Annotated in this window: 19 protein-coding genes; 14 read left to right on the top strand and 5 right to left on the bottom strand. The window is 41.0% G+C overall.

The genetic code is table 11. The features are described 5' to 3' along the window. Together BUA96_RS15740 and BUA96_RS17325 are read left to right on the top strand one after the other, a co-directional pair. Entirely contained in the window at window positions 1–852 is an 852-nt protein-coding gene (locus tag BUA96_RS15740) for a substrate-binding domain-containing protein (RefSeq protein WP_072984734.1), read from the top strand. Between the two features lie 89 nt (window positions 853–941). After that, window positions 942–1,103 (top strand): hypothetical protein, encoded by a 162-nt coding sequence (locus tag BUA96_RS17325; protein WP_164916946.1) that lies wholly within the window; start codon window positions 942–944, stop codon window positions 1,101–1,103. Between the two features lie 152 nt (window positions 1,104–1,255). Here the strand turns inward: BUA96_RS17325 and BUA96_RS15735 are convergent, their stop codons facing one another. After that, window positions 1,256–1,921, bottom strand: coding sequence for a uracil-DNA glycosylase (locus tag BUA96_RS15735; protein WP_072984733.1), 666 nt, complete (start codon window positions 1,919–1,921; stop codon window positions 1,256–1,258). Between the two features lie 172 nt (window positions 1,922–2,093). On the opposite strand from BUA96_RS15735, the gene BUA96_RS15730 reads away from it, so the two are divergent. The 4 genes from BUA96_RS15730 (at window position 2,094) to BUA96_RS15715 (ending at window position 7,573) form a co-directional block, all read left to right on the top strand. Further along, window positions 2,094–4,271, top strand: coding sequence for an endonuclease MutS2 (locus BUA96_RS15730; protein WP_072984732.1), 2,178 nt, complete (start codon window positions 2,094–2,096; stop codon window positions 4,269–4,271). A gap of 172 nt (window positions 4,272–4,443) precedes the next feature. Next, window positions 4,444–4,842, top strand: coding sequence for a thiol-disulfide oxidoreductase DCC family protein (locus BUA96_RS15725; protein ID WP_072984731.1), 399 nt, complete (start codon window positions 4,444–4,446; stop codon window positions 4,840–4,842). A 152-nt stretch (window positions 4,843–4,994) separates the two neighbouring features. After that, the gene (locus BUA96_RS15720) at window positions 4,995–6,908 is read left to right on the top strand and encodes a mucoidy inhibitor MuiA family protein (RefSeq protein WP_072984730.1); all 1,914 of its coding nucleotides are present in this window, start codon (window positions 4,995–4,997) and stop codon (window positions 6,906–6,908) included. A gap of 2 nt (window positions 6,909–6,910) precedes the next feature. Further along, window positions 6,911–7,573 (top strand): haloacid dehalogenase type II, encoded by a 663-nt coding sequence (locus tag BUA96_RS15715; protein ID WP_072984729.1) that lies wholly within the window; start codon window positions 6,911–6,913, stop codon window positions 7,571–7,573. Here the strand turns inward: BUA96_RS15715 and BUA96_RS15710 are convergent. From BUA96_RS15710 to aroC, 3 genes are all read right to left on the bottom strand, one after another. Next, window positions 7,553–8,677 (bottom strand): lamin tail domain-containing protein, encoded by a 1,125-nt coding sequence (locus tag BUA96_RS15710; RefSeq protein WP_072984728.1) that lies wholly within the window; start codon window positions 8,675–8,677, stop codon window positions 7,553–7,555. The two genes, BUA96_RS15715 and BUA96_RS15710, sit on opposite strands and share 21 nt — an antisense overlap. 124 nt (window positions 8,678–8,801) lie before the next feature. Continuing rightward, the gene (locus BUA96_RS15705) at window positions 8,802–10,253 is read right to left on the bottom strand and encodes a dicarboxylate/amino acid:cation symporter (protein ID WP_072984910.1); all 1,452 of its coding nucleotides are present in this window, start codon (window positions 10,251–10,253) and stop codon (window positions 8,802–8,804) included. Between the two features lie 267 nt (window positions 10,254–10,520). Continuing rightward, complete coding sequence (aroC, locus tag BUA96_RS15700; RefSeq protein ID WP_072984727.1) at window positions 10,521–11,585, bottom strand: chorismate synthase; 1,065 nt, start codon at window positions 11,583–11,585, stop codon at window positions 10,521–10,523. A gap of 158 nt (window positions 11,586–11,743) precedes the next feature. On the opposite strand from aroC, the gene BUA96_RS15695 reads away from it, so the two are divergent. Then, complete coding sequence (locus tag BUA96_RS15695; protein WP_072984713.1) at window positions 11,744–12,565, top strand: UDP-2,3-diacylglucosamine diphosphatase; 822 nt, start codon at window positions 11,744–11,746, stop codon at window positions 12,563–12,565. Here BUA96_RS15695 and BUA96_RS15690 read toward each other — a convergent pair. Then, on the bottom strand, window positions 12,562–14,883 hold the full coding sequence (locus BUA96_RS15690) for an ATP-dependent helicase (RefSeq protein ID WP_072984711.1): 2,322 nt from the start codon (window positions 14,881–14,883) through the stop codon (window positions 12,562–12,564). The two genes, BUA96_RS15695 and BUA96_RS15690, sit on opposite strands and share 4 nt — an antisense overlap. Before the next feature lie 277 nt (window positions 14,884–15,160). Here BUA96_RS15690 and BUA96_RS15685 point away from each other — a divergent pair, with 277 nt between their 5' ends. The 7 genes from BUA96_RS15685 (at window position 15,161) to BUA96_RS15655 (ending at window position 22,690) form a co-directional block, all read left to right on the top strand. After that, the gene (locus tag BUA96_RS15685; RefSeq protein WP_072984709.1) at window positions 15,161–16,354 is read left to right on the top strand and encodes a vWA domain-containing protein; all 1,194 of its coding nucleotides are present in this window, start codon (window positions 15,161–15,163) and stop codon (window positions 16,352–16,354) included. Between the two features lie 262 nt (window positions 16,355–16,616). After that, a complete protein-coding gene (locus BUA96_RS15680) occupies window positions 16,617–17,159 on the top strand; it encodes a DsrE family protein (RefSeq protein ID WP_072984707.1) in 543 nt (180 codons plus the stop codon). Window positions 17,160–17,169: 10 nt separating this feature from the next. Beyond that, a complete protein-coding gene (locus BUA96_RS15675) occupies window positions 17,170–18,453 on the top strand; it encodes an amidohydrolase (RefSeq protein WP_072984705.1) in 1,284 nt (427 codons plus the stop codon). 20 nt (window positions 18,454–18,473) lie between these two features. Then, the gene (locus BUA96_RS15670; protein WP_072984703.1) at window positions 18,474–19,934 is read left to right on the top strand and encodes a vanadium-dependent haloperoxidase; all 1,461 of its coding nucleotides are present in this window, start codon (window positions 18,474–18,476) and stop codon (window positions 19,932–19,934) included. A 94-nt stretch (window positions 19,935–20,028) separates the two neighbouring features. Continuing rightward, window positions 20,029–21,645, top strand: coding sequence for an FMN-binding glutamate synthase family protein (locus BUA96_RS15665; protein WP_072984701.1), 1,617 nt, complete (start codon window positions 20,029–20,031; stop codon window positions 21,643–21,645). A gap of 2 nt (window positions 21,646–21,647) precedes the next feature. Continuing rightward, window positions 21,648–22,166: a DUF7935 family protein gene (locus BUA96_RS15660; RefSeq protein WP_072984699.1), complete on the top strand. Its 519-nt coding sequence runs from the start codon at window positions 21,648–21,650 to the stop codon at window positions 22,164–22,166. An 11-nt stretch (window positions 22,167–22,177) separates the two neighbouring features. After that, window positions 22,178–22,690, top strand: coding sequence for a DUF3124 domain-containing protein (locus BUA96_RS15655; protein WP_072984697.1), 513 nt, complete (start codon window positions 22,178–22,180; stop codon window positions 22,688–22,690). Window positions 22,691–22,732 lie beyond the last annotated feature (42 nt).

Genomic DNA, 22,732 nt, shown 5'->3' with positions numbered 1-22,732 from the left:
ATGACCACGATACGTATTGGTGGAGTACCAGAACATTTTAATCTTCCTATTCATTTATGCATTGAAGAAGGGCTTTTTGCCGAAAAAGGAATTCACGTAGAATGGGTTGAATTTCCTGGAGGAACCGGCGCTATGAATGCGGCTTTACGCAATGATGAAATTGACCTTGCCATCATTCTCACCGAAGGGATTATCAAAGATATCGCAAACGGAAATCCGTCTAAAATCATTCAGAATTATGTTTCTAGTCCGTTGCGCTGGGGAGTTCACGTGGCTTCAAAAAGTGATTTTTACACCATCGCAGATCTTGAAGACAAGCGTCCTGCCATAAGCAGATACGGCTCCGGAAGTCACGTGATGGCTTACGTACAGGCCAATGAATTAGGTTGGGATACTTCAAAAATTGAATGTGTAGTCGTCAACAACATAGATACTGCTGTTGAGGCATTAGCTCAAAAAGATGCTGATTATTTTATGTGGGAACACTTCACGACTAAACCTTTAGTCGATAAGGGAATCTTTAGACGCGTAGGAGATTTCCCCACACCTTGGTCTAGTTTTGTGATTGCCGCCACCGATAAAGCCATTGAAGATCAATCAGAAATTTTGCGTATTGTCTTAGAAGTTATAAATGCAAAAACAAGTGTGTTTAAAGGCCTCAGCCGTATAGAAACGCAACTTGCTGAGCGGTACCAGCAAAATTTAGAAGACATTAAAAAGTGGTTATCGATAACGAGTTGGTCTCAAAATCAATTAGAAAATTCTGAGCGCGATCTGGTATTGAAATACCTTAAAAAACTGGATATGGTCGATAAAACGTCTGATTCTCAACAATATTTAAAAAAGATTTAATATAAGTTTTATCTTTTTTTTAGCGATTAGCTGGAAAAAAATGTACAATTTTACCCCCGAATTAATTGAGCAATCAAAATTTTTGAACTATGGTTACATTTTTAATTATTTTGGGTGCCCTGCTGATCATTAATGTTTTGTTATTCAAATTTAGTGTAGCAGGGGGTCCGGTGGCTGAAAAACCACGAAAGCATGTAACCCCTAAACAAAAGGATTTAAGACAGCCTTTAGCTTTTAACAAAGCGTCTTAATTTTGACCTCAAATCCAACATCTAGAAAAGCAGCTTTTTTGAAAGCTGCTTTTTTTATTTGGCTCTGCCAAAGAACTTGATCCTTAGGCTTGCTTTGAAATTAAAATGGTATTTCTGCACACCAACTAGAGAACTAGCATTGAGGTTAATCACTACCATTGTATAGGCACTAGACCTTGCTGCTGCAAAAGTGCATTTGTTTTGCTGAAATGCTGATTCCCGAACCAATACCCGCGGTTTGCACTTAAGGGTGATGGGTGACCGCTAGTTAAAATATGATGTTTTTGCTTGTTTAGTTTTGCAGCCTTTTTCTTTGCAAAACCTCCCCAAAGTAAAAACACCACATTTTCTTTTTGTTCTGAGATCAATTCAATTACTCGGTCTGTAAACTGCTCCCAGCCTTTGCCTTGATGAGATCCCGCCTGATGCGCACGCACGGTAAGCGTAGCATTAAGCAGCAAAACACCTTGCTCAGCCCAACGCTCCAGATTTCCGTTTGCAGGAGCACTTATGCTTAGATCTGTCTCAAGTTCCTTATAAATATTGATCAATGACGGCGGTGGCGCAACTCCATTGGGCACCGAAAAACAAAGTCCGTGCGCCTGGCCCGGACCGTGATAGGGATCCTGACCTATGATGACCACTTTAAGATCATCAAAACTACACAGATCAAAAGCTTTAAAAATATCTTTCCCTTTGGGATAACACGTATGCTGTGTATACTCAGTTTTTACAAAGTCTACCAAATCCTTAAAATACGGTTTATCAAATTCTTCAGCTAAAAGTGCTTTCCAGCTTGGGTGTATGTCAACGTTCATGAAAATCTTAAATTTGCAGTAAAAGTCGGTAAAGGAGCTTTAGAACCAAAGCAGAATACTCATTAAATATTTGAGCCTGTTTAAAGACTAGTGAACATCGTGTTCTAGACACTCTTTTCCATTTTTAATTTGTAAAAAAGCTAATTAAGCTCTTAAGCCTTGACGGCAGACTATGATAAAGATCCATCCTAAAACCCTTTCAGATTTAGAATTCCACACGGTTTGTGCACAATTGAGTGCGCTTTGCATCACCGATATAGGCAAAGTCAAAGCTTTAAAACTGGCACCTCAGCGCAATTATAGAAAGACCCTATTTGTTCTTGATCAAACCCAAGAATACATTAACGCCGATACGCACGAAACGCCCATTCCTAATCATGGTTTTGATGCGCTTGATCACGAACTCAAGATGCTGGGGATAGAAGATACGGTGCTTGAGGTGGGTAGTTTTAGAAAAATAGGTAGCCTTTCAGAAACGGTAAATACACACTTAAGATACTTTAGAAAATTTCAGGAAACATTTCTGGTACTGCATCAAACCGTTCGCGATACTGAATATACCACTGCCTTGACCGATGAGATCAATACTATCGTTGATCGCTATGGCGAAATTAAAGATGATGCCTCACCGGTACTTTTACAAACCAGAAGAGCCATCAATGAGGTAAAGGGTAAAATCAACAGCAGCTTTGCTTCGGCGCTATCGCGCTACGCCTCTTATGGTTATCTAGATGAAATACGCGAGTCAATTGTAGATAACGTACGTGTTCTGGCGGTTTCTGCAATGCACAGACGCAAGGTAAAAGGTTCAATCCTTGGGAATTCAAAAACCGGAAGCATTGTTTACATTCAGCCGGAAGCAACCCAGTCACATCAGCGCGAACTCAACAATTTGCTTTATGATGAGCAGGAAGAGGTTAAACGCATTTTAAAAGCACTCACCGATTTTGTGCGGCCTTTTAGTCCGTTATTAAAAGAGTATCAGAAGCTACTGAGTACTATAGACGTCATTGCGGCAAAAGCAAAGTACGCCAAGAAGCTTGACGCGGTGCTGCCAAAAATTACTAAAGATCGCGAACTAGAGATCAAAGAGGCCTATCACCCACTCTTGCTTTTAAACAACAGAAAACGCGGGGAGAAAACCTATCCGCAGGACATCAAACTGGATGCAGACAATCGTATCATTGTCATCAGCGGCCCCAATGCCGGCGGAAAGAGTATTACTCTAAAAACCGTGGGCTTGCTTCAAGTGATGCTGCAAAGCGGACTCTTGATTCCTGTACACGAATACTCTCGTTTTTGCCTTTTTGACAAAATTCTTACTGATATTGGTGACAATCAAAGTATAGAGAATCACTTGAGTACCTATAGTTACCGTCTGAAAAATATGAACTATTTTCTGCGGAAATGTGACGACAAGACCTTATTCCTGATCGATGAATTTGGTACCGGTAGTGATCCTGAATTGGGTGGTGCTTTAGCCGAAACCTTTCTCGAAGTATTTTATGAGCGCAACAGCTATGGAATTATCACAACCCATTATGCCAATTTAAAAATGATGGCAAACGAGACCGAAGCGATCACCAATGCCAATATGCTTTTTGACTCGCGCACGCTTGAGCCGCTTTATAAATTATATGTAGGTGAAGCCGGAAGCTCGTTTACTTTTGAAGTGGCACAGAAAAATGGGATTCCCTATTCGCTTATCAACCGCTCTAAAAAGAAAGTAGAACGAGGTAAAATACGTTTTGATAAAAGTATAGCCAACTTGCAAAAAGAACGCAGCAAGCTAGCCAAAACCACTACTTCTTTAAAAACCAAAGAGCAAGAAGCGGCAAAACAACAGCAAGAGCTGAATAAAACCAATGCGCGCATTCAAGAGAAGTTAGAAAGCTATCAAGAGCTTTACGACAGTAACCAGCGTTTGATCTATTTGGGTCAAAAACTAGATGATCTGAGTGAGAAGTTTTTCAGCAATAAGAATAAAAAATTGCTTCTAGACGAACTCTACAAAGTGGTTCAGATTGAGAATTCAAAACGGCAAAGGCAGAATGCAAAACAAAAACGCGCTCAGAAGGCTAAGGAGCGTCGCATTCAGCAAGAAGCAGAAAAGAAGGTCGAAGTAATCCGTCAGAAGAAGAAGGAGGAAAAACAGAAAGAAATTCAGGTTGAAAAAGCAAAACCTAAAGTAAGCTTGCAAGTTGGCGATCAAGTACGCCTGCCAGACGGTAGAGCTGTAGGCAGTATCGACAAAATTGAAAAAGGCAAAGCAACCGTAGATTATGGTATGTTTACCACCCAAGTGGACGTTGACACGCTTGAATTTGTAAAAAGACCTAAAGCTAAATAATGAATCGTGGGTTAGCTAAATCATTACTATTTCTAGGAGCCTTATTACTGGTTCTCAATATACTTTTTACTGCTAGCTTTACAGATATTGGTTTTATTTTAAGTGTTACCGCTAACCTATTGTTGATCTTGGCTATGATTCAAGTGCTTTATTTTAATAAACAACGGTAGCTATGAAAGGTAAAATCATTCTGTTTGACGGCGTTTGTAATTTATGTAACGGCGCTATCAATTTTATAATCAAGCACGATCCTAAAGGTATTTTCAAATTTGCTTCGCTACAAGAGGAAACCGGCCAAAAGCTGCTTGCTCAACACAATATAGATCCGCAAGAGACTGATTCTATTGTATTAATCGATGATGATAAGGTTTCTGTGAAGTCTTCGGCGGCCTTGCGCATTGCAAAAAATCTCAATCAGGGTTATCCATTACTTTTTGGTTTTATGATCATTCCAACCTTTATTAGAAATGGCGTGTATGATTTTATTGCTGCAAACCGCTACAAGTGGTTTGGCAAAAAAGAAAGTTGTATGCTTCCAACTCCCGAGTTGCGCTCTCGCTTTCTAGATTAAATAATTGCTATTAATAATACTATTGGCGCTTAGCTTAAACTTTTCGCTTATATTTAAACTACTTTGATTTAGGTCAATTCAATTTAAAAACCTGCTCACAACGCGATCAATCACTAAGCCATTGCACTTGATGATCGTTTAATATATCGTTTATGAAAAAATACTACGCGATTGCCTTTATCGCCCTGCTCTGCTCAAATTTTCTTAGCGCCTCAGAAAAACCACTGATCGCTCAAAACTCTAAAATTGAAAAAGTCACTGTGTTTTTGCAAGGCGCAACTATTGAACGTAGTGCTTCGGTACAGCTAAAAACAGGTGTTAACGAACTCGTTTTTGACAATCTATCCCCAGATATTATCGAAAACAGCATTCAGCTGAGAGGCCTTAAAAACGCCAGTATTTTGTCTATTGCTTTTAATCTGGATTACCTGGATAAAAAAAATGTTTCCGCAGAATATGAATCACTAGAAACGAGATTAGACGAACTTCTTTTTGAAAGAAATGCTATTCAAAGCACGATTGAAGGTTACGAGCGTGAGCTTAAATTGCTTTCAGAAAATCAGCGCATCAATAGCGATAACACCGATTTATCCTTAGAAAAAATCAAACAAATAAGCACCTATTATCGGCAACGCAGCACCGAAATTCAGAATACGATCTACAAACAAAAAAGAGCGTTGCAAGACTTAGAACGCGATATTAATGATCATCGCCAGCAAATGAATAATCTTGAAGATTCTCGTAAAGAAATGCGCGGCGAGATCACCGTAAAACTTCAAGCGGAAAGCGCTTCTTATCTAAATATGGAGCTCTCTTATAACATTGAAAATGCAGGCTGGTTTCCATTTTATGACATTCGTGCCAACAATACGATAGACCCCATTGAACTCAGTTATAAAGCTAGTGTTTACCAGCAAAGCGGTATAGATTGGGACGACGTGAATCTCGTGTTGTCTACAGGTGACCCAAATACTAATAACCTAAAACCCGACTTGCAACCTAAATACCTCAATTTCGTTAATAGAAATTACAAACCCTCAAGCGCGGTAAGCCGAAATAATTTTAAACACAATCCTACAGTAAGAAGTGTTTCTGGTATCGTTACCGACGATTCAGGTGCGCCGCTTCCGGGAGTTAATATTGCTCAAACCGGTTCGACTAATGGTACAACTAGTGATTTTGATGGTAAGTATCGAATTGCCATAAACAATTCTGGAGGTAATGAATTAAGGTATTCTTATGTGGGATTTGAGACCCAATCGATCCCGGTTTATGCATCGATGATGAATGTGCGATTAGAAGCAAATCAGGAAGTTTTAGAGGAAGTTGCTATAGTTGGCTATGAGACGACAGATGTATCAAGAGCCTTGGCAGGTAAAGCTGCTGGGATTAATATTAGAGGTTCAAATTCTGTGGCTCCTGCTTCTTACAATGAAAATGTTCAGGCCAAGGAAGAAAGTTTAACAAACACTCGTTTTGAAATCAAAAAGCGCTATACGATCGTTTCTAATTCAGACATCACTACTATAGAGATTGATGCGTTCAACCTTCCGGCAAACTATCAACATTACGCGGCACCAGAGCTCAATGAGAATGTGTTTTTAACCGCGACCGTGACTGATTGGGAGCGTTATGATCTGCTGCAAGGCGAAGCCAATATTTATTTTGAAGGAAGCTACGCAGGTAAAACCGCTATCAGTCCGTTAGCTACAACAGACAGTCTTGAAATCTCTCTGGGCATCGATCCTAACATTATTGTCAAACGCGAGAAAAAAGACAATTTTAAAAGCAAATCTTTGTTGGGCGGCACTCGTGTGGTTACAAACGCTTATGAAATTTCGGTGCGAAATTCTAAAAGTTCAACGATCAATTTGCTCTTAGAAGATCGCATACCTGTTTCTCAAAATAAGGAGATTAAAATCTCTGACCAAGAAACTGCTGATGCCGATTATGATGAACAAACAGGAATTCTTAAATGGAAATTGGAATTGGCTCCTAAAGCTTCAGCAACTAAAAATTTCTCGTACGAAGTGCGCTACCCTAAAGACCGCTATATAAACTTATAATTATGACGCAACCCCGACTACTTATTTTTGATGTTAATGAAACGCTTCTAGATCTGAAACCCTTAGCACGCCGAATCAATGCTGTATTAAGCGATGAGCACGCTTTTGAGCTTTGGTTTAGCACGCTGTTACACTATTCTTTAGTGGAAACGGTAAGTGGAAAACATCAAGATTTTAGTAAGATTGCCAAAGCCACGTTTGAAATGACAGCAGCCAAATACAAAAAAGTACTGGCGGAAGAAGAAATTGACAGCATTCTGGGTTTAATTACGCAGCTTCCGGCACACAGCGATGTTGCTAAAGCTTTAGCCAAGCTGAAAAATAAATACACTTTAGTGGCCTTAACTAACGGAAATAGTCAAGTTGCAAAAGAACAATTGAATTTTGCCGAAATAGCACCATTATTTGATCGCATTTTTAGCGTAGATGAAGCCGAAGCTTTTAAACCGAATGCAAAACCTTATCAATTTGTGCTCAGCGAGATGCAAGTTGATCCCGAAAATGCTATGTTGGTTGCAGCCCACGGGTGGGATATCACCGGCGCTCAACGCGCCGGACTTCAAACCAGCTTTATTGCTCGTGAAGGAAAATTCAAATATCCCCTTGCAGAACAGCCCACTTACGATTGCACGGATTTAAATGAGTTAGTTGAACGTTTGACCTGAGTTGATAGCATCTATGGTGTCTGGAGCTAAAGTCCAAGTAAAATCAGTATATTGATTACCCGCTCCTGTAAGCTGCATGGATAAACCAATAGTTACTGCAGGTTCTTCAGAAATTGACAATAGTATAGAAGTCATTCCTGCTGCAGGCCCCTCAGTTGCGATCACTTCATCTTCATAACTTAAAAATTGAATTACATTACCTGAAGGGTCAACTAGTGCCAGAGCATCAGGACCATTCTGTAGACTGGTAAAGTCAATATTTTTAACCCCTATTCCCGAAGAAATTTCTACAATAATTCCTAATATATTTTCAGTTGAAATAATCGTTCCTCCAGATCCATTATAATGGTAAATACTATATCCTGTTAAATCTATCCCAGCAGAACCAGCAATTTCAACACGTTCTTCAACATCACCTCCTAAATTATCGTAATGTATTTCATTAATCCAAAGGTTCACATCATTATCTACTACTGTAAGATCAAAAATCGAGTTCGCACCAATAGTCGGTGCGCCTGAGCCGCCACTCGCATTGGTTATCGAAAATAAGATCTGCTCATTACCCTCAACCTCTGTGTCATCTACCAAGGTGAAGACTTCGGTAGCATTAAAAACCTGAGTATTCGGTGGAATCGTGATTACTTGAGCAGTAGTTTCGGCCAAATCAGCATATGATGATGCCGCAACAGTTAGGGTGAGTCCGTTAGTTGTTGAAGGATTGGTGATATTAAACTCCAAGTCAATAGCTACATCACTTTCGCTTTGCGAAGTTTCTGTTATCGTAAAGGATACTTCAGTGGGTTGAATAGAGCTTTGAAGTAGATAAATATTTTCCCAAAAGGTTCCATTGTAAACCTGCAGCCCATAAATAGAAGCATCAGGGTCGTTCACAAAAACCATCAGCCCGGTATCTGCATCTGTAGGATTGATCAAATCTCGTTGGGCTATGGTAACCCGCGGAGGCATCATACCTTTAAAACTTCCATCCGACGCTTCGCTGTTAATTTCCAGCATAGAAGATTCGCTAGGACTTGTAGTACCAATCCCTACTTGAGCATAAAGAAAGTAATTTCCGAAAAGTAAAAGGAGTAAAAATGTTTTCATACTTACACATTTAAAATTAAATGGTAAGTCAAGCTGCTGATAGGGGACAGCTTACAGTAGATTGGGTCAATCTAAATTAGAAAAAATCTACACCAAAACAAATTATAATCTGAAAATCAACGGATTACTGTTTTTCATCAATATCAAAAGCAGCATCAGGCTCTTTGTTAGGATTATAATTGAACATCCCTTCACCTTTAGCAATCACCGAAGAAACCGTAGCATCACCAGTAACGTTTACCACAGTTCTACACATATCAAGAATACGGTCTACCGGGAAAATAATACCAATCCACGCCGGATTTAAACCTACAGACTCCAATACAATTATTAGCATCACTAAGCCCGCGCTAGGTACCGCTGCTGACCCAATAGACGCTAAAGTAGCGGTCAATACTATAGTAAGTTGTTGGCCAATGGTAAGGTCAATCATATGCAACTGCGCAAGAAAAACAACGGCCACCGCCTGATACAAACAGGTACCGTCCATATTGACCGTGGCACCAATAGGCAATACAAAACTGGTCACCTTTTTATCGACACCTAGATTGTCTTCAACACATTCCATAGTTACGGGAAGTGTCGCTGCACTACTCGAGGTTGAAAACGCCAAGGTTTGTGCAGGGCCCATCGCTCTGAAAAAACCGAAATACGAAACTTTTCTCACAAATATTTTAAAGATCAGCGGGTAGATCACAAAGATCATAAGCCCTAGCCCTCCAAAAACAGTGAGCGAATACCAACTCAGGCCTTTAAAGATCTCTACTACCTTACCAATGTCATTACCGGCCATTTGGCTGACCACACCGGCAAGTAAGGCGAATACAAAAAATGGCGCAGCTTGCATAGTAAAGTCGACCATTTTTAAGAAGACTTCCATAATACCATCAACTGCTTTGGTGACCGGTGCCACTTTCTTTTGATCTATAAACAGCATACTGATCCCAAAAAATAGACCGAAGAAAATCACCTGAAGCATCAAGCCATTATCTGCCAGCGAACTGAAAAAATTATCCGGTACAATATCAACTAACGGCTGCAATGGTCCGGCATCTTTGGTAGCATCTGCGGCCTGCATTTTATCATTCATCGAAGCGTCTTTCAGATCGCTTTTAGTAAGGTCTGAAATTTCCCGCGCGCGATCCATAAATTCAGGATCTTGTAGGTAGTTGATACCGTCTTTGATTACATAGCCTTCTTCGGCAGCCCAAATCTCATAGCTGATACGGTTGTCAATACGGCTTTGCTCATCAACTAGTTTACCAGGGCCAATAAGATTTACGAGAAATAACCCCATCCCAACAGCGAGCACGGTTGTTACCAGATAGGCGAGTAAGGTCTTCCCTCCCATTCTACCCAAACTTGCAGGATCACCTAGATTAGCAACACCACTTATTATCGAAAAAAGCACTAGCGGAACCGCAATAAGTTTTAGAAGATTGATAAAGATCTTTCCAAAAGGAGCGATCCAATCTATGGTAAACTGACTCCATCCTAATTGGCTAGAAATTAAGGCCCAAATTATACCGAGAACGAGACCAATAATTATCTTCCAATGTAGTGCGATTTTCTTCATAAATAAGTGCTTTGTTACTTTGAGCTGAAAGATAAACAAAATCCCTATCTAGTGTAAGCTTCCGCGCGCTTTTGATGCGGAATTGTTAGTAAATCCTTGATTTTGTCGAAAAATAAATAAGAAGATTTTAAGTTCACCCTCTAGTGGTAAAAGCACAAGGTTTCCGCTCGAAACCTATTTCAATTTTGAGGAAGTATACCCCTATAATATCGTCAAAAAAAAAGCTCCAGTGATTAACTGAAGCTTTTACATATAAATTAATAAAGGCTAAATCTTTGAGCCTTTGTTTAATAGCATATAATCTGCCAGAACCAATGCTGCCATTGCTTCAACAATAGGCACTGCACGAGGTACAACACACGGATCATGGCGTCCTTTACCTTGCATTTCGGTGGCGTTTCCTTCTTTATCAATCGTGGGCTGATTTTGCATAATGGTCGCAACCGGTTTAAAAGCTACTCGGAAATAAATATCCATCCCATTACTGATTCCGCCTTGAATACCACCGCTCAGATTGGTCTTCGTGCTTCCATCTGCATTAAATAGATCGTTGTGCTCACTACCTAGCATAGAAGCCCCGTGAAAACCGCTTCCGTATTCAAAACCTTTTACGGCATTTATAGAGAGCATCGCCTTGCCCAGCTCAGCGTGCAGTTTGTCAAAAACCGGTTCGCCGAGACCAACAGGCACATTTTGAATCACGCACATCACGGTCCCGCCAATGGTATCTCCTGCTTTACGTATTTCTTTGATCTTATCGATCATTTTTTCTGCGAAAGCCTCATCAGGACAACGCACGATATTGGATTCGATCTTATCAAAATCCAATTCCTGATACGGCGTCGTCATATGAATTTCACCTACCGAATCAACAAACGCATTGATCTTGATGTCTTTTAAAAATTGCTTAGCGATCGCACCTGCCGCTACTCTACTCGCCGTTTCCCGTGCTGAAGATCTTCCGCCGCCGCGATAATCACGTACGCCGTATTTTTGGTCATAGGTATAATCTGCGTGTGAAGGACGATAGGTATCTTTGATATGGCTGTAATCGTGCGACTTTTGATTGGTATTCACAATATTGAACCCTATAGGTGTTCCTGTAGTTTTTCCTTCAAAAATCCCTGAAAAGAAATTCACCGAATCCGGTTCTTTACGCTGAGTTACAATTTTAGATTGTCCCGGTTTGCGGCGTTCCATATCGCGATAAACCAGATCCAAATCGATTTCAATCCCTGCCGGACAGCCATCTATGATACCACCAATAGCTTCCCCGTGAGATTCTCCAAAAGTGGTAAGTGTAAATAATTTTCCAAAAGTATTCCCTGCCATAACATCATGTTGTGTGGCGAAAATAATGTGTTTTTGGCTAAAAGCCTTGCTTAGAATGCGCTAATTGAAACGAAAAATCTTAAAAGACTAAAATTATTTAATAATCACATAAAGCTATCGTAACACCTATGCATGTAATTTGTTAAAAATCATATTCTTTGAAACGAAAAGTTGAACTCGTTATTCTTTCTGATGTGCATCTGGGTACTTACGGTGCCCACGCAAAAGAATTGGTAAGTTATTTGCAAAGTATAAAACCTAAAACGCTTGTTTTAAACGGAGATATTATCGATATCTGGCAATTTAGAAAACGGTATTTCCCAAAATCGCATTTACAAGTGATCAAAAAGATCATTTCGTTGGCTGCTAAGGGAGCCAAAGTCTATTACATCACAGGAAATCACGACGAGAAACTGCGGAAATTCAGTCCGGTAGAATTTGGAAACATTTCAATTCTAGATAAGTTGGTTTTGAATTTAGATGGAAAAAAAGCGTGGATTTTTCACGGTGATGTGTTTGACGCTTCGATACAGCACACCAAGTGGATCGCGAAACTAGGCGGTTGGGGCTATGATTTTCTTATCATTCTCAACAGTTTTATCAACTGGTGCTTGGTAAGCTTAGGAAGACCGAAATATTCACTTTCTAAAAAGATCAAAAACAGCGTCAAAAAAGCTGTGAGCTTTATCTCTGATTTTGAAGAAACCGCTGCTGAACTCGCGATCGAAAATAAATTTGACTATGTGATCTGTGGACACATTCATCAACCGCAAATGCGTAAGGTTGAAACACCACAAGGCGACTGCCTGTATCTTAACAGCGGCGATTGGATCGAAAATCTTACCGCATTAGAATACGACAAAGGCATCTGGTCTTTAATGGAATATGAAAAGCAAAACCTACCGGAAACTCAAGAGGATGAATCGGTAAACACCGAGATCGATCCTGTTGCGCTATTGGCTTCGATTAAAACTTTTTAATCCAGAATTTTCAGCTTTGCAAAACGCAATAAGAGCTTTTTGATTCCGCCGGTTTGAAATTGAATTTCTGCTTTTTGATCCTGTCCTGCGCCTTCTAAATTCAGCACCTGCCCACGACCAAAACGACTGTGTTCTACGTGCATCCCTTTCTGAAGTTTTCCGTTAAGTTCATCGGTTTGTGGCGCCGAAGCAGCTTGAGGACGAAGCTTTCTTAATTTTCGCAGCTGTTCTTCAGAAGGTTTACCCATCGTAGGCGGCGTCCCGCTCACTGGCTTTTTAAGACGTAATTTACTCTTATCGGGTTCGCCAAAAATATCGCTGTCAATCATCGGTTTGTAGCGATAGGTATCCATTGGTGTTTGGATATCTAAGTATTGCTCATCGATCTCTTCAATAAAACGGCTGGGTTCTGCATCTATAAGTTTTCCCCATCGGTATCTCGATTCGGTATAGGTGAGATAGGCTTGTTTTTCTGCGCGCGTTAGTGCCACATAAAACAGGCGACGTTCTTCTTCGAGTTCGCTACGCGTATTCATACTCATTCCGCTGGGGAACAGATCTTCTTCCATCCCAACGATATACACGTATGGGAATTCTAGTCCTTTTGCCAAGTGAATCGTCATGAGCGAAACACGGTCAATATCATCAACCTCCTTATCCATATCTGTTGCCAAAGCAACATCTTCTAAGAATTCGGTTAAGCTTCCGGTGGCGTCAGCGATTTCCTTTTGTCCTTCAACAAAATCGCGCATCCCGTTGAGTAATTCTTCAATATTCTCAATTCGCGCGATCCCTTCCGGCGTGCCGTCTTTTTTGAGTTCTTGTAATAATCCGGTTTTACGTGCTACTGTTTCTGCAACTGCAAAAGCATCTTGATTTTCGCTCATAATTTTAAAGCTGTGAATCATATTCACAAAATTATAGAGCTTGTTTTTTGTGCTGTTGTTGATGTTGATATCCAGATGCTGAATATTTTCCATCACCTCAAAAATCGAACGGTTGTATTGTTTAGAAGCGATCGTCAGACGATCAAGCGTGGTCGCTCCTATTCCTCGAGCGGGATAATTAATAATTCTTTTAAGCGCTTCCTCGTCATTAGGATTAACCAAAATACGCAGATACGCCAGCACATCTTTAATTTCTTTGCGCTGATAAAACGATAAACCACCAAAAATACGATAGGGAATTTCGCGCTTACGTAAGGCGTCTTCCATAGCACGCGATTGTGCATTGGTTCTGTACAAAATCGCAAAATCGCTGTGTTTAAGCTGCTGGTTCATCTTGGTCTCAAAGATGTTGCTCGCTACGTAACGCCCTTCTTCCCCATCTGTTAATGAGCGATGCACAACGATCTTGGGTCCGCTATCATTTGCGGTCCAAACGACTTTATCCAGTTTAGTCTGGTTGTGCTCAATAACTGAGTTTGCCGCCTCTACGATGTTTTTTGTAGAACGATAATTTTGCTCCAGGCGATAGACTTTTACATCGTCATAATCCCGCTGAAAGTTGAGAATGTTATTAATATTCGCTCCGCGGAAAGCATAAATACTCTGTGAATCATCTCCTACCACACAGATATTTTGATAACGATCTGCGAGTGCTTTTACGATAAGATATTGGGAGTGGTTTGTATCCTGGTACTCATCTACCAAAATGTATTGAAAACGCTTTTGATACTTTGCTAAAACTTCAGGAAAACGCGCCAACAATTCATTGGTTCGCAGCAATAAATCATCAAAATCCATTGCTCCCGCTTTAAAACAGCGATCCACATATTCTTTATAAATCTCACCCAAGCGTGGCTTTTTAGCCATAGCATCGGCTTCCATCAGTTCAGGATTTTGAAAATAAGCCTTGACCGTGATCAAACTGTTTTTGAAAGAAGAAATACGGCTATGCACTTGCTTGTACTTGTAGATATCCTTATCTAGTCCCATTTCTTTGATGATCGTAGAAATAAGACGCTGCGAATCCTGAGAATCATAAATGGTAAAGTTGGGCGGAAAACCAAGGTGATGTCCTTCAATACGCAGAATTTTTGCAAATACCGAGTGAAAAGTTCCCATCCACAGGTTTTTTGCCTCGCTATTCCCTACAATAGTCCCGATACGGGTTTTCATCTCACGCGCCGCTTTGTTTGTAAACGTGAGCGATAAAATATTAAACGCATCCACCCCTTGCTGCATCAAGTGTGCAATACGCATCGTAAGTACTCTGGTTTTCCCCGAACCTGCACCGGCAATCACCATCATTGCACCTTCTTTCTGTAAAACCGGTGCGCGTTGTGCTTCATTTAATCCTGCTAAAAGTGCCTCCAAATCAATTCAATTTTTTAAAATAATGGGACTTAAAAGAGAGCGTGCACCTCCAAACGAGCGTGCAAGAATCTCAATATCTGCCAAAGGGCGAAAATTAAGGAAACTTATTTTTTTAGCAGAATTCCAACCGTGTTAGTTATCAAGAATTTTTCAGCAGTATTTGTTCCCTAAAGAGGTTTGAAAAGAATTTTAGTTCATTGAAAAAAACTTTCTGAATAGACGCAACCTTTTTAAAATAAAGCATCTATGAAGTAACAATCAATCAAAAAACGACAGCATGAAAACTAATTACCTTTTTCTTTTCATCTTCTGCTCCTTACTTTTTATATCCTGTACCGAAGATGGAGCACTTTCTGAATCTGAAGACAGTTTTACCGAAGATGGACTAGCCTCTTCTGAGCCTGGCGGCGAATCCTCTGGAGTGGGTGATGGTGATGGTTCGCAAGACAACTCTGGTATCGTAACCGCCGGAGAGTGGAATGACCTCACCAACTGGAGTTTCTGGCAAAATCTACTCAACCAAGAAGAAGCCGATGCTTTTACTTCTGATTGGCAATTTAACACTACTAACAGATTTTCTTTTAAGGTTACAGATGCAAGCAACCTTCCTGCTGTTGATATTCCTATCAGTGTAAAACAAGGCAACAATATCGTTTGGGAGGCGCGAACTGATAACCAGGGGACCGCAGAGTTATGGATCGATCTTAAAAATAACGCGCAGAAAACCGCTGATGCTTCGGCGTACAGTTTTTATATAAACAACACTCCTATAACTTCTTCGGTACACGCTTTTTCTCAGGGTGTAAATACCATTAAACTAAACGTAAGTGTGCCGGTGCAATCTAAAGTTGACCTGGCTTTTATTGTGGATGCAACTGGATCAATGGGTGATGAGATGGACTTTCTAAAAGATGATCTTAAACAGGTTATTCAAAATGTAAAAAGCAACGATGGTAACTTACAAATTTCCACTGGCACAGTTTTTTACCGGGATACCGGTGATGCTTATGTGGTTAAAGAGTCGGCATTTACCACAAATCTCGAAAGTACGCTAAGTTTTATAAGCGACCAAGAAGCTGAAGGTGGTGGCGATTTTCCAGAAGCTGTACATACCGCTTTAAAAACGGGAGTTGATCAATTGCAATGGTCTACCTCAGCCAAAAGTAGAATCGCATTTCTGCTGCTTGATGCGCCACCGCATAACGAATCTCAGATCAAAGACGATATGCATACTTCCATTCAAAAAGCTGCAAAAAAAGGAATAAAGATCATTCCTATTGTTGCCAGTGGCATCAATAAAGAAACCGAATTCCTGATGCGAAATTTTAGCATTACCACTAACGGGACTTACGTGTTTATTACAAACGACAGCGGCGTGGGTAACGACCATCTAGAACCTACTGTTGGGGAATATGAAGTAGAATATTTAAAAGATTTGATGGTGCGTTTAATCACTAAATACACCGAGTAAATTACCGGGTAGCGAACCTGGGAAAGATAACATCTCTGGTGACGCCCGTAAAAATAGATGTTGGAGAGGAAAAGGACGTGATTTTCGTTAGATCGAGAACACGTCCTTTTTATTTTAAATCCATTCAAAGTGAAAAGATGCGCGCTGTAAATTATCAATTTAGTATCATTTCATCAGAAAATTCACATAACCACAATTCGTGGCCTATTCGTTTTAGCTTCCCGAGCTTTTCAATATATTTATTCTTTGTTAAGATTTTTTTATGAAACTAAAACGTTTTGTTTTTGGGCTCTTCTCCCTACTGATTTCTATTTACGCTGAAGCTCAGAAAAAGGTTGAAGGACCACTCATTCACGGGTATGGCGAGACATTTGCCGTTCCGCAACCCGACTTGGCTGTTGATACAGAAGCCGACTATAAGGTTGTTTTTGATATTGCAAATGCGCCGGAAGATCCCGCTAAACTTAACCCATATTTCAACACTGTGGCGCGCTTTTTAAATATGCACGCCCACGCCGGAATAGAAAAATCAAAACTTCAGCCGGTACTTGTAGTCCACGGAAGTGCTGCTTTTGGTCTGCTAAAAAATAAATTCTACAAAGAACAATTTGGCGTTGACAACCCCAATCTTGAATTACTCAATACATTACACAAACTAAAGATCCCGGTAATATTATGTGGTCAAACCGCCGGTGCGCGCGATATTTCAGTTGAAAAGCGCTGGGGAAAAACGCAGCTAGCACTTTCGGCCATGACCGCATTGATACAGTATCAAAATATGGATTACGCATTAATTTCCTTCTAAATTCTATCTTATGAAACAACTAAACACACTGTTTTTCTTCGCTTTAGGGTTGAGTGCTTTTGCTCAATCTGCAAATCCCGACTTGATCGCAGCAGCTGAAGCGATTGAGCCTAAAGTGATCAACTGGCGTCACGATATTCACGAACATCCTGAATTGAGCAACCGTGAATTTGAAACTGCCGCTAAGGTTGCTAAACACCTAGAGTCTTTAGGTATTGAGGTTCAAACTGAAGTGGCTAAAACCGGAGTTGTAGGTATTTTGAAAGGGGACCATCCGGGAAAAGTGGTTGCGCTTCGCGCAGATATGGACGCACTTCCGGTTACCGAACGTAACGATTTGCCCTTTAAAAGTGAAGTAACCACAACTTTTATGGGTGCTGAAACCGGAGTGATGCACGCCTGTGGTCACGACACACACGTTGCGATCCTTATGGGTACTGCTGAAGTTTTAGCTCAAAATAAAGACAAAATTCACGGGACCGTAAAGTTTATTTTTCAGCCGGCTGAAGAAGGAGCGCCTCCGGGAGAAGAAGGCGGTGCTGCGCTGATGATCAAAGAAGGCGTTTTAAAAAGTCCGGATGTGGATGCCATTTTTGGGTTGCACATCAACAGCGCGACTCCGGTAGGAACCATCGCATACAAACCCGGCGGGACGATGGCTGCCGTTGAGCGTTTTGTGGTTAATATCAAAGGAAAACAAACCCACGGCTCGCAACCTTGGGGTGGTGTTGATCCTATTTACATTGCATCAAAAATCGTTGATGGTTTTCAGTCGATCATCAGTAGAGAGTCCAATTTGCTTGTAGAACCTGCCGTAATCACCGTTGGTAAAATCACCGCCGGTGTACGTTTTAATATTATTCCTGAAAGTGCAGAACTTATAGGTACGGTACGCACGCTTGATCCTGATATGCGCGAGTTGATCATCAGACGTATGACCGAAATGAGCGAAGGATTAGCAAAAGCCTACGGCGGAAGCGCAACTATTGAATTCCAAAGCAATACCGCCATCACCTATAACGACCTTGAACTTACTGAACAAATGTTACCTACCCTTCAAGGAGTGGCAGGAACAGAAAATGTAAAACTGGTTAAAGCAACTACCGGTGGGGAAGACTTCAGTTATTTTCAAGAAGAAGTACCGGGATTCTTCTTTTTCTTAGGCGGAATGACTCCCGGCAATACCGAAGCTTATCCACATCATACGCCAGATTTCCAGATCGACGATGACGGAATGCTATTAGGTGTAAAAACCATGTCACAGTTGGTAGTTGATTATCTGAGTGCTTCTTAATAGTAACACGCATACCTTTTATGAAAAGAGTACCCTTATTGCTCTGCTTTTTGCTTTTAAATATCTTAGGATGTAAACAAGCTGAACCCTTATCATTAACTCAACTACAAAACCCTGTAGGTAGCGAGAATATCGCTTACCAATGGGGTTTTCTTGCGCTTGAAGCTACCGCTCACGACACTGAATGGTTTAATCCCAGACCCACGGTGACCTCCCGGTTTTTAGGATTAATTTTTACAGCAACCTTTGACGCGTGGTCGAGATATGATGCGGCGGCTACACCAGTTTACCTTAAAAATGTTGATCGCACGCCTGCGAAAGAACACAATCTTCGCAGCAAAGAGATCGCTATCAGTTATGCTGCCTATCGCGCAATGTGCGAATACTATCCTAAAGACCAACCGATGTTCGCTGAATTTATGAACACGCTAGGCCTAGATCCTAAAGATGAAAGTACAGATGCATCAACTCCCGTAGGTATTGGAAATCTAGCAGCAAAAGCAGTGATTGAAGCCCGTACCGGCGATGGCGCCAATCAATATGGAGAAGAAACCGGCTCAGACGGAATTACCTATTTTGATTACACTGGCTATAAGCCGGTAAATTCAGATACGATTATGGTAGATCCCAACCGCTGGCAACCTAAATATTTTACCGATAATAACGGTAAAAAATATGCACCCGGATGCTTAACTCCGTATTGGGATAAAGTAAAACCTATTGGTTTAAAATCTGGTGATCAGTTCAGACCCGGACCTCCTCCGCTTATCGGTTCTGAGGAATTAAAAACTCAAGTAGATGAGGTTGTCATGCTTCAGGCCAATTTAAGCGATGCAGACAAAGCACTCGTTGAATTTATGCGTGACGGACCAAAATCTGTGCAGCAAGCCGGACACTGGCTCAATTTTGCTCAGTTTGTATCACGCCGGGATCAGCACACTCTTGACCAAGATATCAAAATGTACTTTTATAATCAGATGGTAGCAATGGATGCATTTATCGCCTCTTGGGACTCTAAAATGTTTTATGATTTTGCCCGTCCCTATGCTTTAGTGCACGAATATTACAGCGGAAAAACAATCACCGCCTGGGGCGGAAAAGATATTGGAATGATAGAGATGGATGGTAGCCAGTGGCGCCCTTACTCTCCGGATAACTTTTTGTGTCCGCCCTTTCCCAGTTATACTTCTGGTCACAGTACTATAAGTGGTGGTTGTGCTGAAGCTTTAAAACTTTGGACCGGAAGTGATACTTTTGGTGCTGAAGCCACACTTGTTGCCGGAGCGCTTACCGAACCTAAACATCTAGGCGATACGATCACACTTAAATTTCCAACTTTTACTAAAGCAGGAGAAATGGCTGGAATTTCCAGAGTCATGGGTGGCTATCACATACAAGCCGATAATATCGCCGGTCTAGAACTGGGCCGCAACGTTGCACACGAAGATTATGCCTTCTATTTGAAACATGTAGGCAAGTAATGCTTTTGGGTTAAAAATTCTTAAATTCTACGCATTTCGGCGTTTAGATACTCGCCGAAATAGTAAGTTTGAACCCTGAATTTTGATACCCGATATGAACGATTTTTTTACTTTTTTAGCGCAGATTCCGTGGTGGGCCTGGATACTCATCGTCTTAGTGATCATAGGCATTCGCGATGTTTTTTTCAATAAAAAACACATTATAACGCACAACTTCCCAATCGTGGGCCACATACGCTATATGCTAGAAAGTATAGGTCCAGAATTGCGGCAGTACATTGTGGCCAACAACCGCGAAGAACTTCCGTTTAACCGTATCGAACGCGGCTGGATCTATGCTTCGGCAAAAAACCAAAACAACTATGAAGGTTTTGGTACCGACCAAAACATTTATGAAGCCAACTATATTTTCATCAACAATGCGATGATGGGCTTTAAAGTTCCACCGGAACATCCCAATGCTAAGAATCCGTATTTTCTTCCTTGTGCAAAAGTGATGGGAGCCTATAACAAGCGGCGCAAGCCTTATCGCCCAGCTTCGGCGATCAATGTTTCTGCAATGAGTTTTGGTTCACTTTCCGCCAGAGCGATCGAGTCGCTTAATCGAGGGTGTAAACTGGCTCACGCGTACCATAACTGCGGTGAGGGAGGTCTTTCTCCATATCACAAAAAAGGTGCTGATATCGTTTATCAAATAGGTACAGGATACTTTGGCGTTCGTGATGAGCACGGAAATTTTTCCTTGGAAAAAATGGTTGCTCTTGTTGAAGCCAACCCTGAGATCAAAGCTATTGAAGTAAAACTTTCGCAAGGCGCAAAACCCGGAAAAGGAGGCGTGCTTCCGGCCTCTAAGATCACACAGGAAATTTCTGAAATACGCCACGTGCCTATGGGCAAAGATGTGATCTCACCTGCGACTCACACGGCTTTTGATGGTGTTGAAGGCTTGATCGAATTTGTAGAACAAATTGCCGAAGCGACCGGTCTTCCTGTTGGAATTAAAGCTGCGATAGGAAAACTTCAAGATTGGGAAAAGCTGGCTCAGCTGATGGTAAAAACCAATAAAGGTCCAGATTTTATTCAGGTTGACGGTGGTGAAGGAGGTACCGGTGCGGCTCCTCCAAGTTTTGCCGATCACGTTTCGCTTCCGTGGGTGTATGCGTTTAGTGATCTGTATAAGATCTTTAAAAAACACCATCTTACAGATCGTATTGTTTTTATAGGAAGTGGAAAATTAGGACTTCCGGCAAAAGGTGCAATGGCTTTTGCGATGGGTGCCGATGTGATCAATGTGGCTCGTGAAGCTATGCTTTCTATAGGTTGTATTCAGGCAAAAGCATGTCACAACAATACCTGCCCTAGTGGCGTTGCTACACAAAATAAGTGGTTGCAATCAGGAATCAATATCGAAGATAAAGCAGTACGGACTAACTTCTACTTTAAAAACTTTAGAAAAGAATTGCTTGAGATCACGCACGCTTGTGGTTATGAACACCCATGCCAGTTGACAACTGAAGATGTTGACTTAACTTTAGGCGATAAAAACTTGAGTCAGACGCTGGCGGCTTGTTTTACCTATCATAAAGTTGAAGTCCCTTTTGAAGGTATGTCTTCTTTATTAAACTGCCAGTATTTAGGTGGGCATTACGATAGAGAAACCGTGAAATCTGAAAAAAGTGGCCAAAAACAATTTGAAGACGTACGCTATTAATTATGAATGATATTTTAGACATTTTGATACCGGTGCTTCCGGCGGTGGTTGTAGGCTTACTCGCCTATTACTTTTTTGATGGATTTTTAAAGAACGAAGAAAACAGAAGGCGCTTTATTTTGCATAAGGAAGCACAAACCGAAGCTTTACCCATAAGACTACAAGCTTATGAGCGGCTCACCTTATTTTTAGAGCGTATCTCACCTTTGCAATTACTCATCAGAGTAAAACCCACCGGCGAGGATAAAAAGGCGTATGTAGATTTGCTTGCAGCGACAATTGAGCAAGAATTTGAACATAATCTAACGCAGCAGGTTTATGTTTCTAACGAATGTTGGGCCGCGATTAAATCTGCTAAAAATACCTTGATCCAACAACTGAGAAAAACACTTGCTGATACGCAGCTCCAGAGCGCTCAAGATATTCGCGAGTATATTTTAACAAATTTTGACGAGTCACAGAATCCTACTTCGCTTGCTTTAGACTATCTTAAGGCTGAAGTTCAAGAGTTGTTCGGTTAAAAAACTATGCTATGCGCTACCTTCTTTCCCTAATTACCATTGTTTTCTTGCTCGTGGGATGTGATGAGCAAAAAAAAGAAAGCAGCTCAATCAATCCCATAAATTGGGAAAAACGTCGTGCTACTATTACTAATCAAGACAGCCTAAAACCCGCAAAAACCTATCTGGGCATTTATTCTGAGATTTATAGTACTTCAGAACACCTCACGCACGATTTAACGGTAACCGTGAGTTTAAGAAATACGAGCGAGACCGCGGCTGTATATTTGACCAAAGGTGCTTATTATGATACTACCGGCAAACTCATTCATACCTATTTTGATTTCCCTATTGTTTTAAAACCTTTGGAAACTGTAGAAATCATAATTGAAGAAGGCGATAAAACCGGAGGCACCGGAGGAAATTTCATTTTTAACTGGCTCGATGATGCTTCAGTTACTGATCCGCTTTTTGAAGGAATAATGATCTCAACCCGAGGAACTCAAGGCCTCTCCTTTACCACCGAAGGAAAACGTATAGAATAATGACTTCCGCTTAAATTAGCCTGCTAACAAACGCATCTCCAA

The organism is Leeuwenhoekiella palythoae, from assembly GCF_900130045.1.
Taxonomy (GTDB): Bacteria; Bacteroidota; Bacteroidia; order Flavobacteriales; family Flavobacteriaceae; genus Leeuwenhoekiella; species Leeuwenhoekiella palythoae.
This window is presented reverse-complemented; position numbering and strand designations above follow the sequence as displayed.

Excerpts from the sequence above, each read along its gene's own strand:
- BUA96_RS15740 (WP_072984734.1), top strand. The coding sequence starts at position 1 with ATGACCACGATACGTATTGGTGGAGTACCAGAACATTTTAATCTTCCT.
- BUA96_RS17325 (WP_164916946.1), top strand. The coding sequence starts at position 942 with ATGGTTACATTTTTAATTATTTTGGGTGCCCTGCTGATCATTAATGTT.
- BUA96_RS15735 (WP_072984733.1), bottom strand. The coding sequence starts at position 1,921 with ATGAACGTTGACATACACCCAAGCTGGAAAGCACTTTTAGCTGAAGAA.
- BUA96_RS15730 (WP_072984732.1), top strand. The coding sequence starts at position 2,094 with ATGATAAAGATCCATCCTAAAACCCTTTCAGATTTAGAATTCCACACG.
- BUA96_RS15725 (WP_072984731.1), top strand. The coding sequence starts at position 4,444 with ATGAAAGGTAAAATCATTCTGTTTGACGGCGTTTGTAATTTATGTAAC.
- BUA96_RS15720 (WP_072984730.1), top strand. The coding sequence starts at position 4,995 with ATGAAAAAATACTACGCGATTGCCTTTATCGCCCTGCTCTGCTCAAAT.
- BUA96_RS15715 (WP_072984729.1), top strand. The coding sequence starts at position 6,911 with ATGACGCAACCCCGACTACTTATTTTTGATGTTAATGAAACGCTTCTA.
- BUA96_RS15710 (WP_072984728.1), bottom strand. The coding sequence starts at position 8,677 with ATGAAAACATTTTTACTCCTTTTACTTTTCGGAAATTACTTTCTTTAT.
- BUA96_RS15705 (WP_072984910.1), bottom strand. The coding sequence starts at position 10,253 with ATGAAGAAAATCGCACTACATTGGAAGATAATTATTGGTCTCGTTCTC.
- aroC (WP_072984727.1), bottom strand. The coding sequence starts at position 11,585 with ATGGCAGGGAATACTTTTGGAAAATTATTTACACTTACCACTTTTGGA.
- BUA96_RS15685 (WP_072984709.1), top strand. The coding sequence starts at position 15,161 with ATGAAAACTAATTACCTTTTTCTTTTCATCTTCTGCTCCTTACTTTTT.
- BUA96_RS15680 (WP_072984707.1), top strand. The coding sequence starts at position 16,617 with ATGAAACTAAAACGTTTTGTTTTTGGGCTCTTCTCCCTACTGATTTCT.
- BUA96_RS15675 (WP_072984705.1), top strand. The coding sequence starts at position 17,170 with ATGAAACAACTAAACACACTGTTTTTCTTCGCTTTAGGGTTGAGTGCT.
- BUA96_RS15670 (WP_072984703.1), top strand. The coding sequence starts at position 18,474 with ATGAAAAGAGTACCCTTATTGCTCTGCTTTTTGCTTTTAAATATCTTA.
- BUA96_RS15665 (WP_072984701.1), top strand. The coding sequence starts at position 20,029 with ATGAACGATTTTTTTACTTTTTTAGCGCAGATTCCGTGGTGGGCCTGG.
- BUA96_RS15660 (WP_072984699.1), top strand. The coding sequence starts at position 21,648 with ATGAATGATATTTTAGACATTTTGATACCGGTGCTTCCGGCGGTGGTT.
- BUA96_RS15655 (WP_072984697.1), top strand. The coding sequence starts at position 22,178 with ATGCGCTACCTTCTTTCCCTAATTACCATTGTTTTCTTGCTCGTGGGA.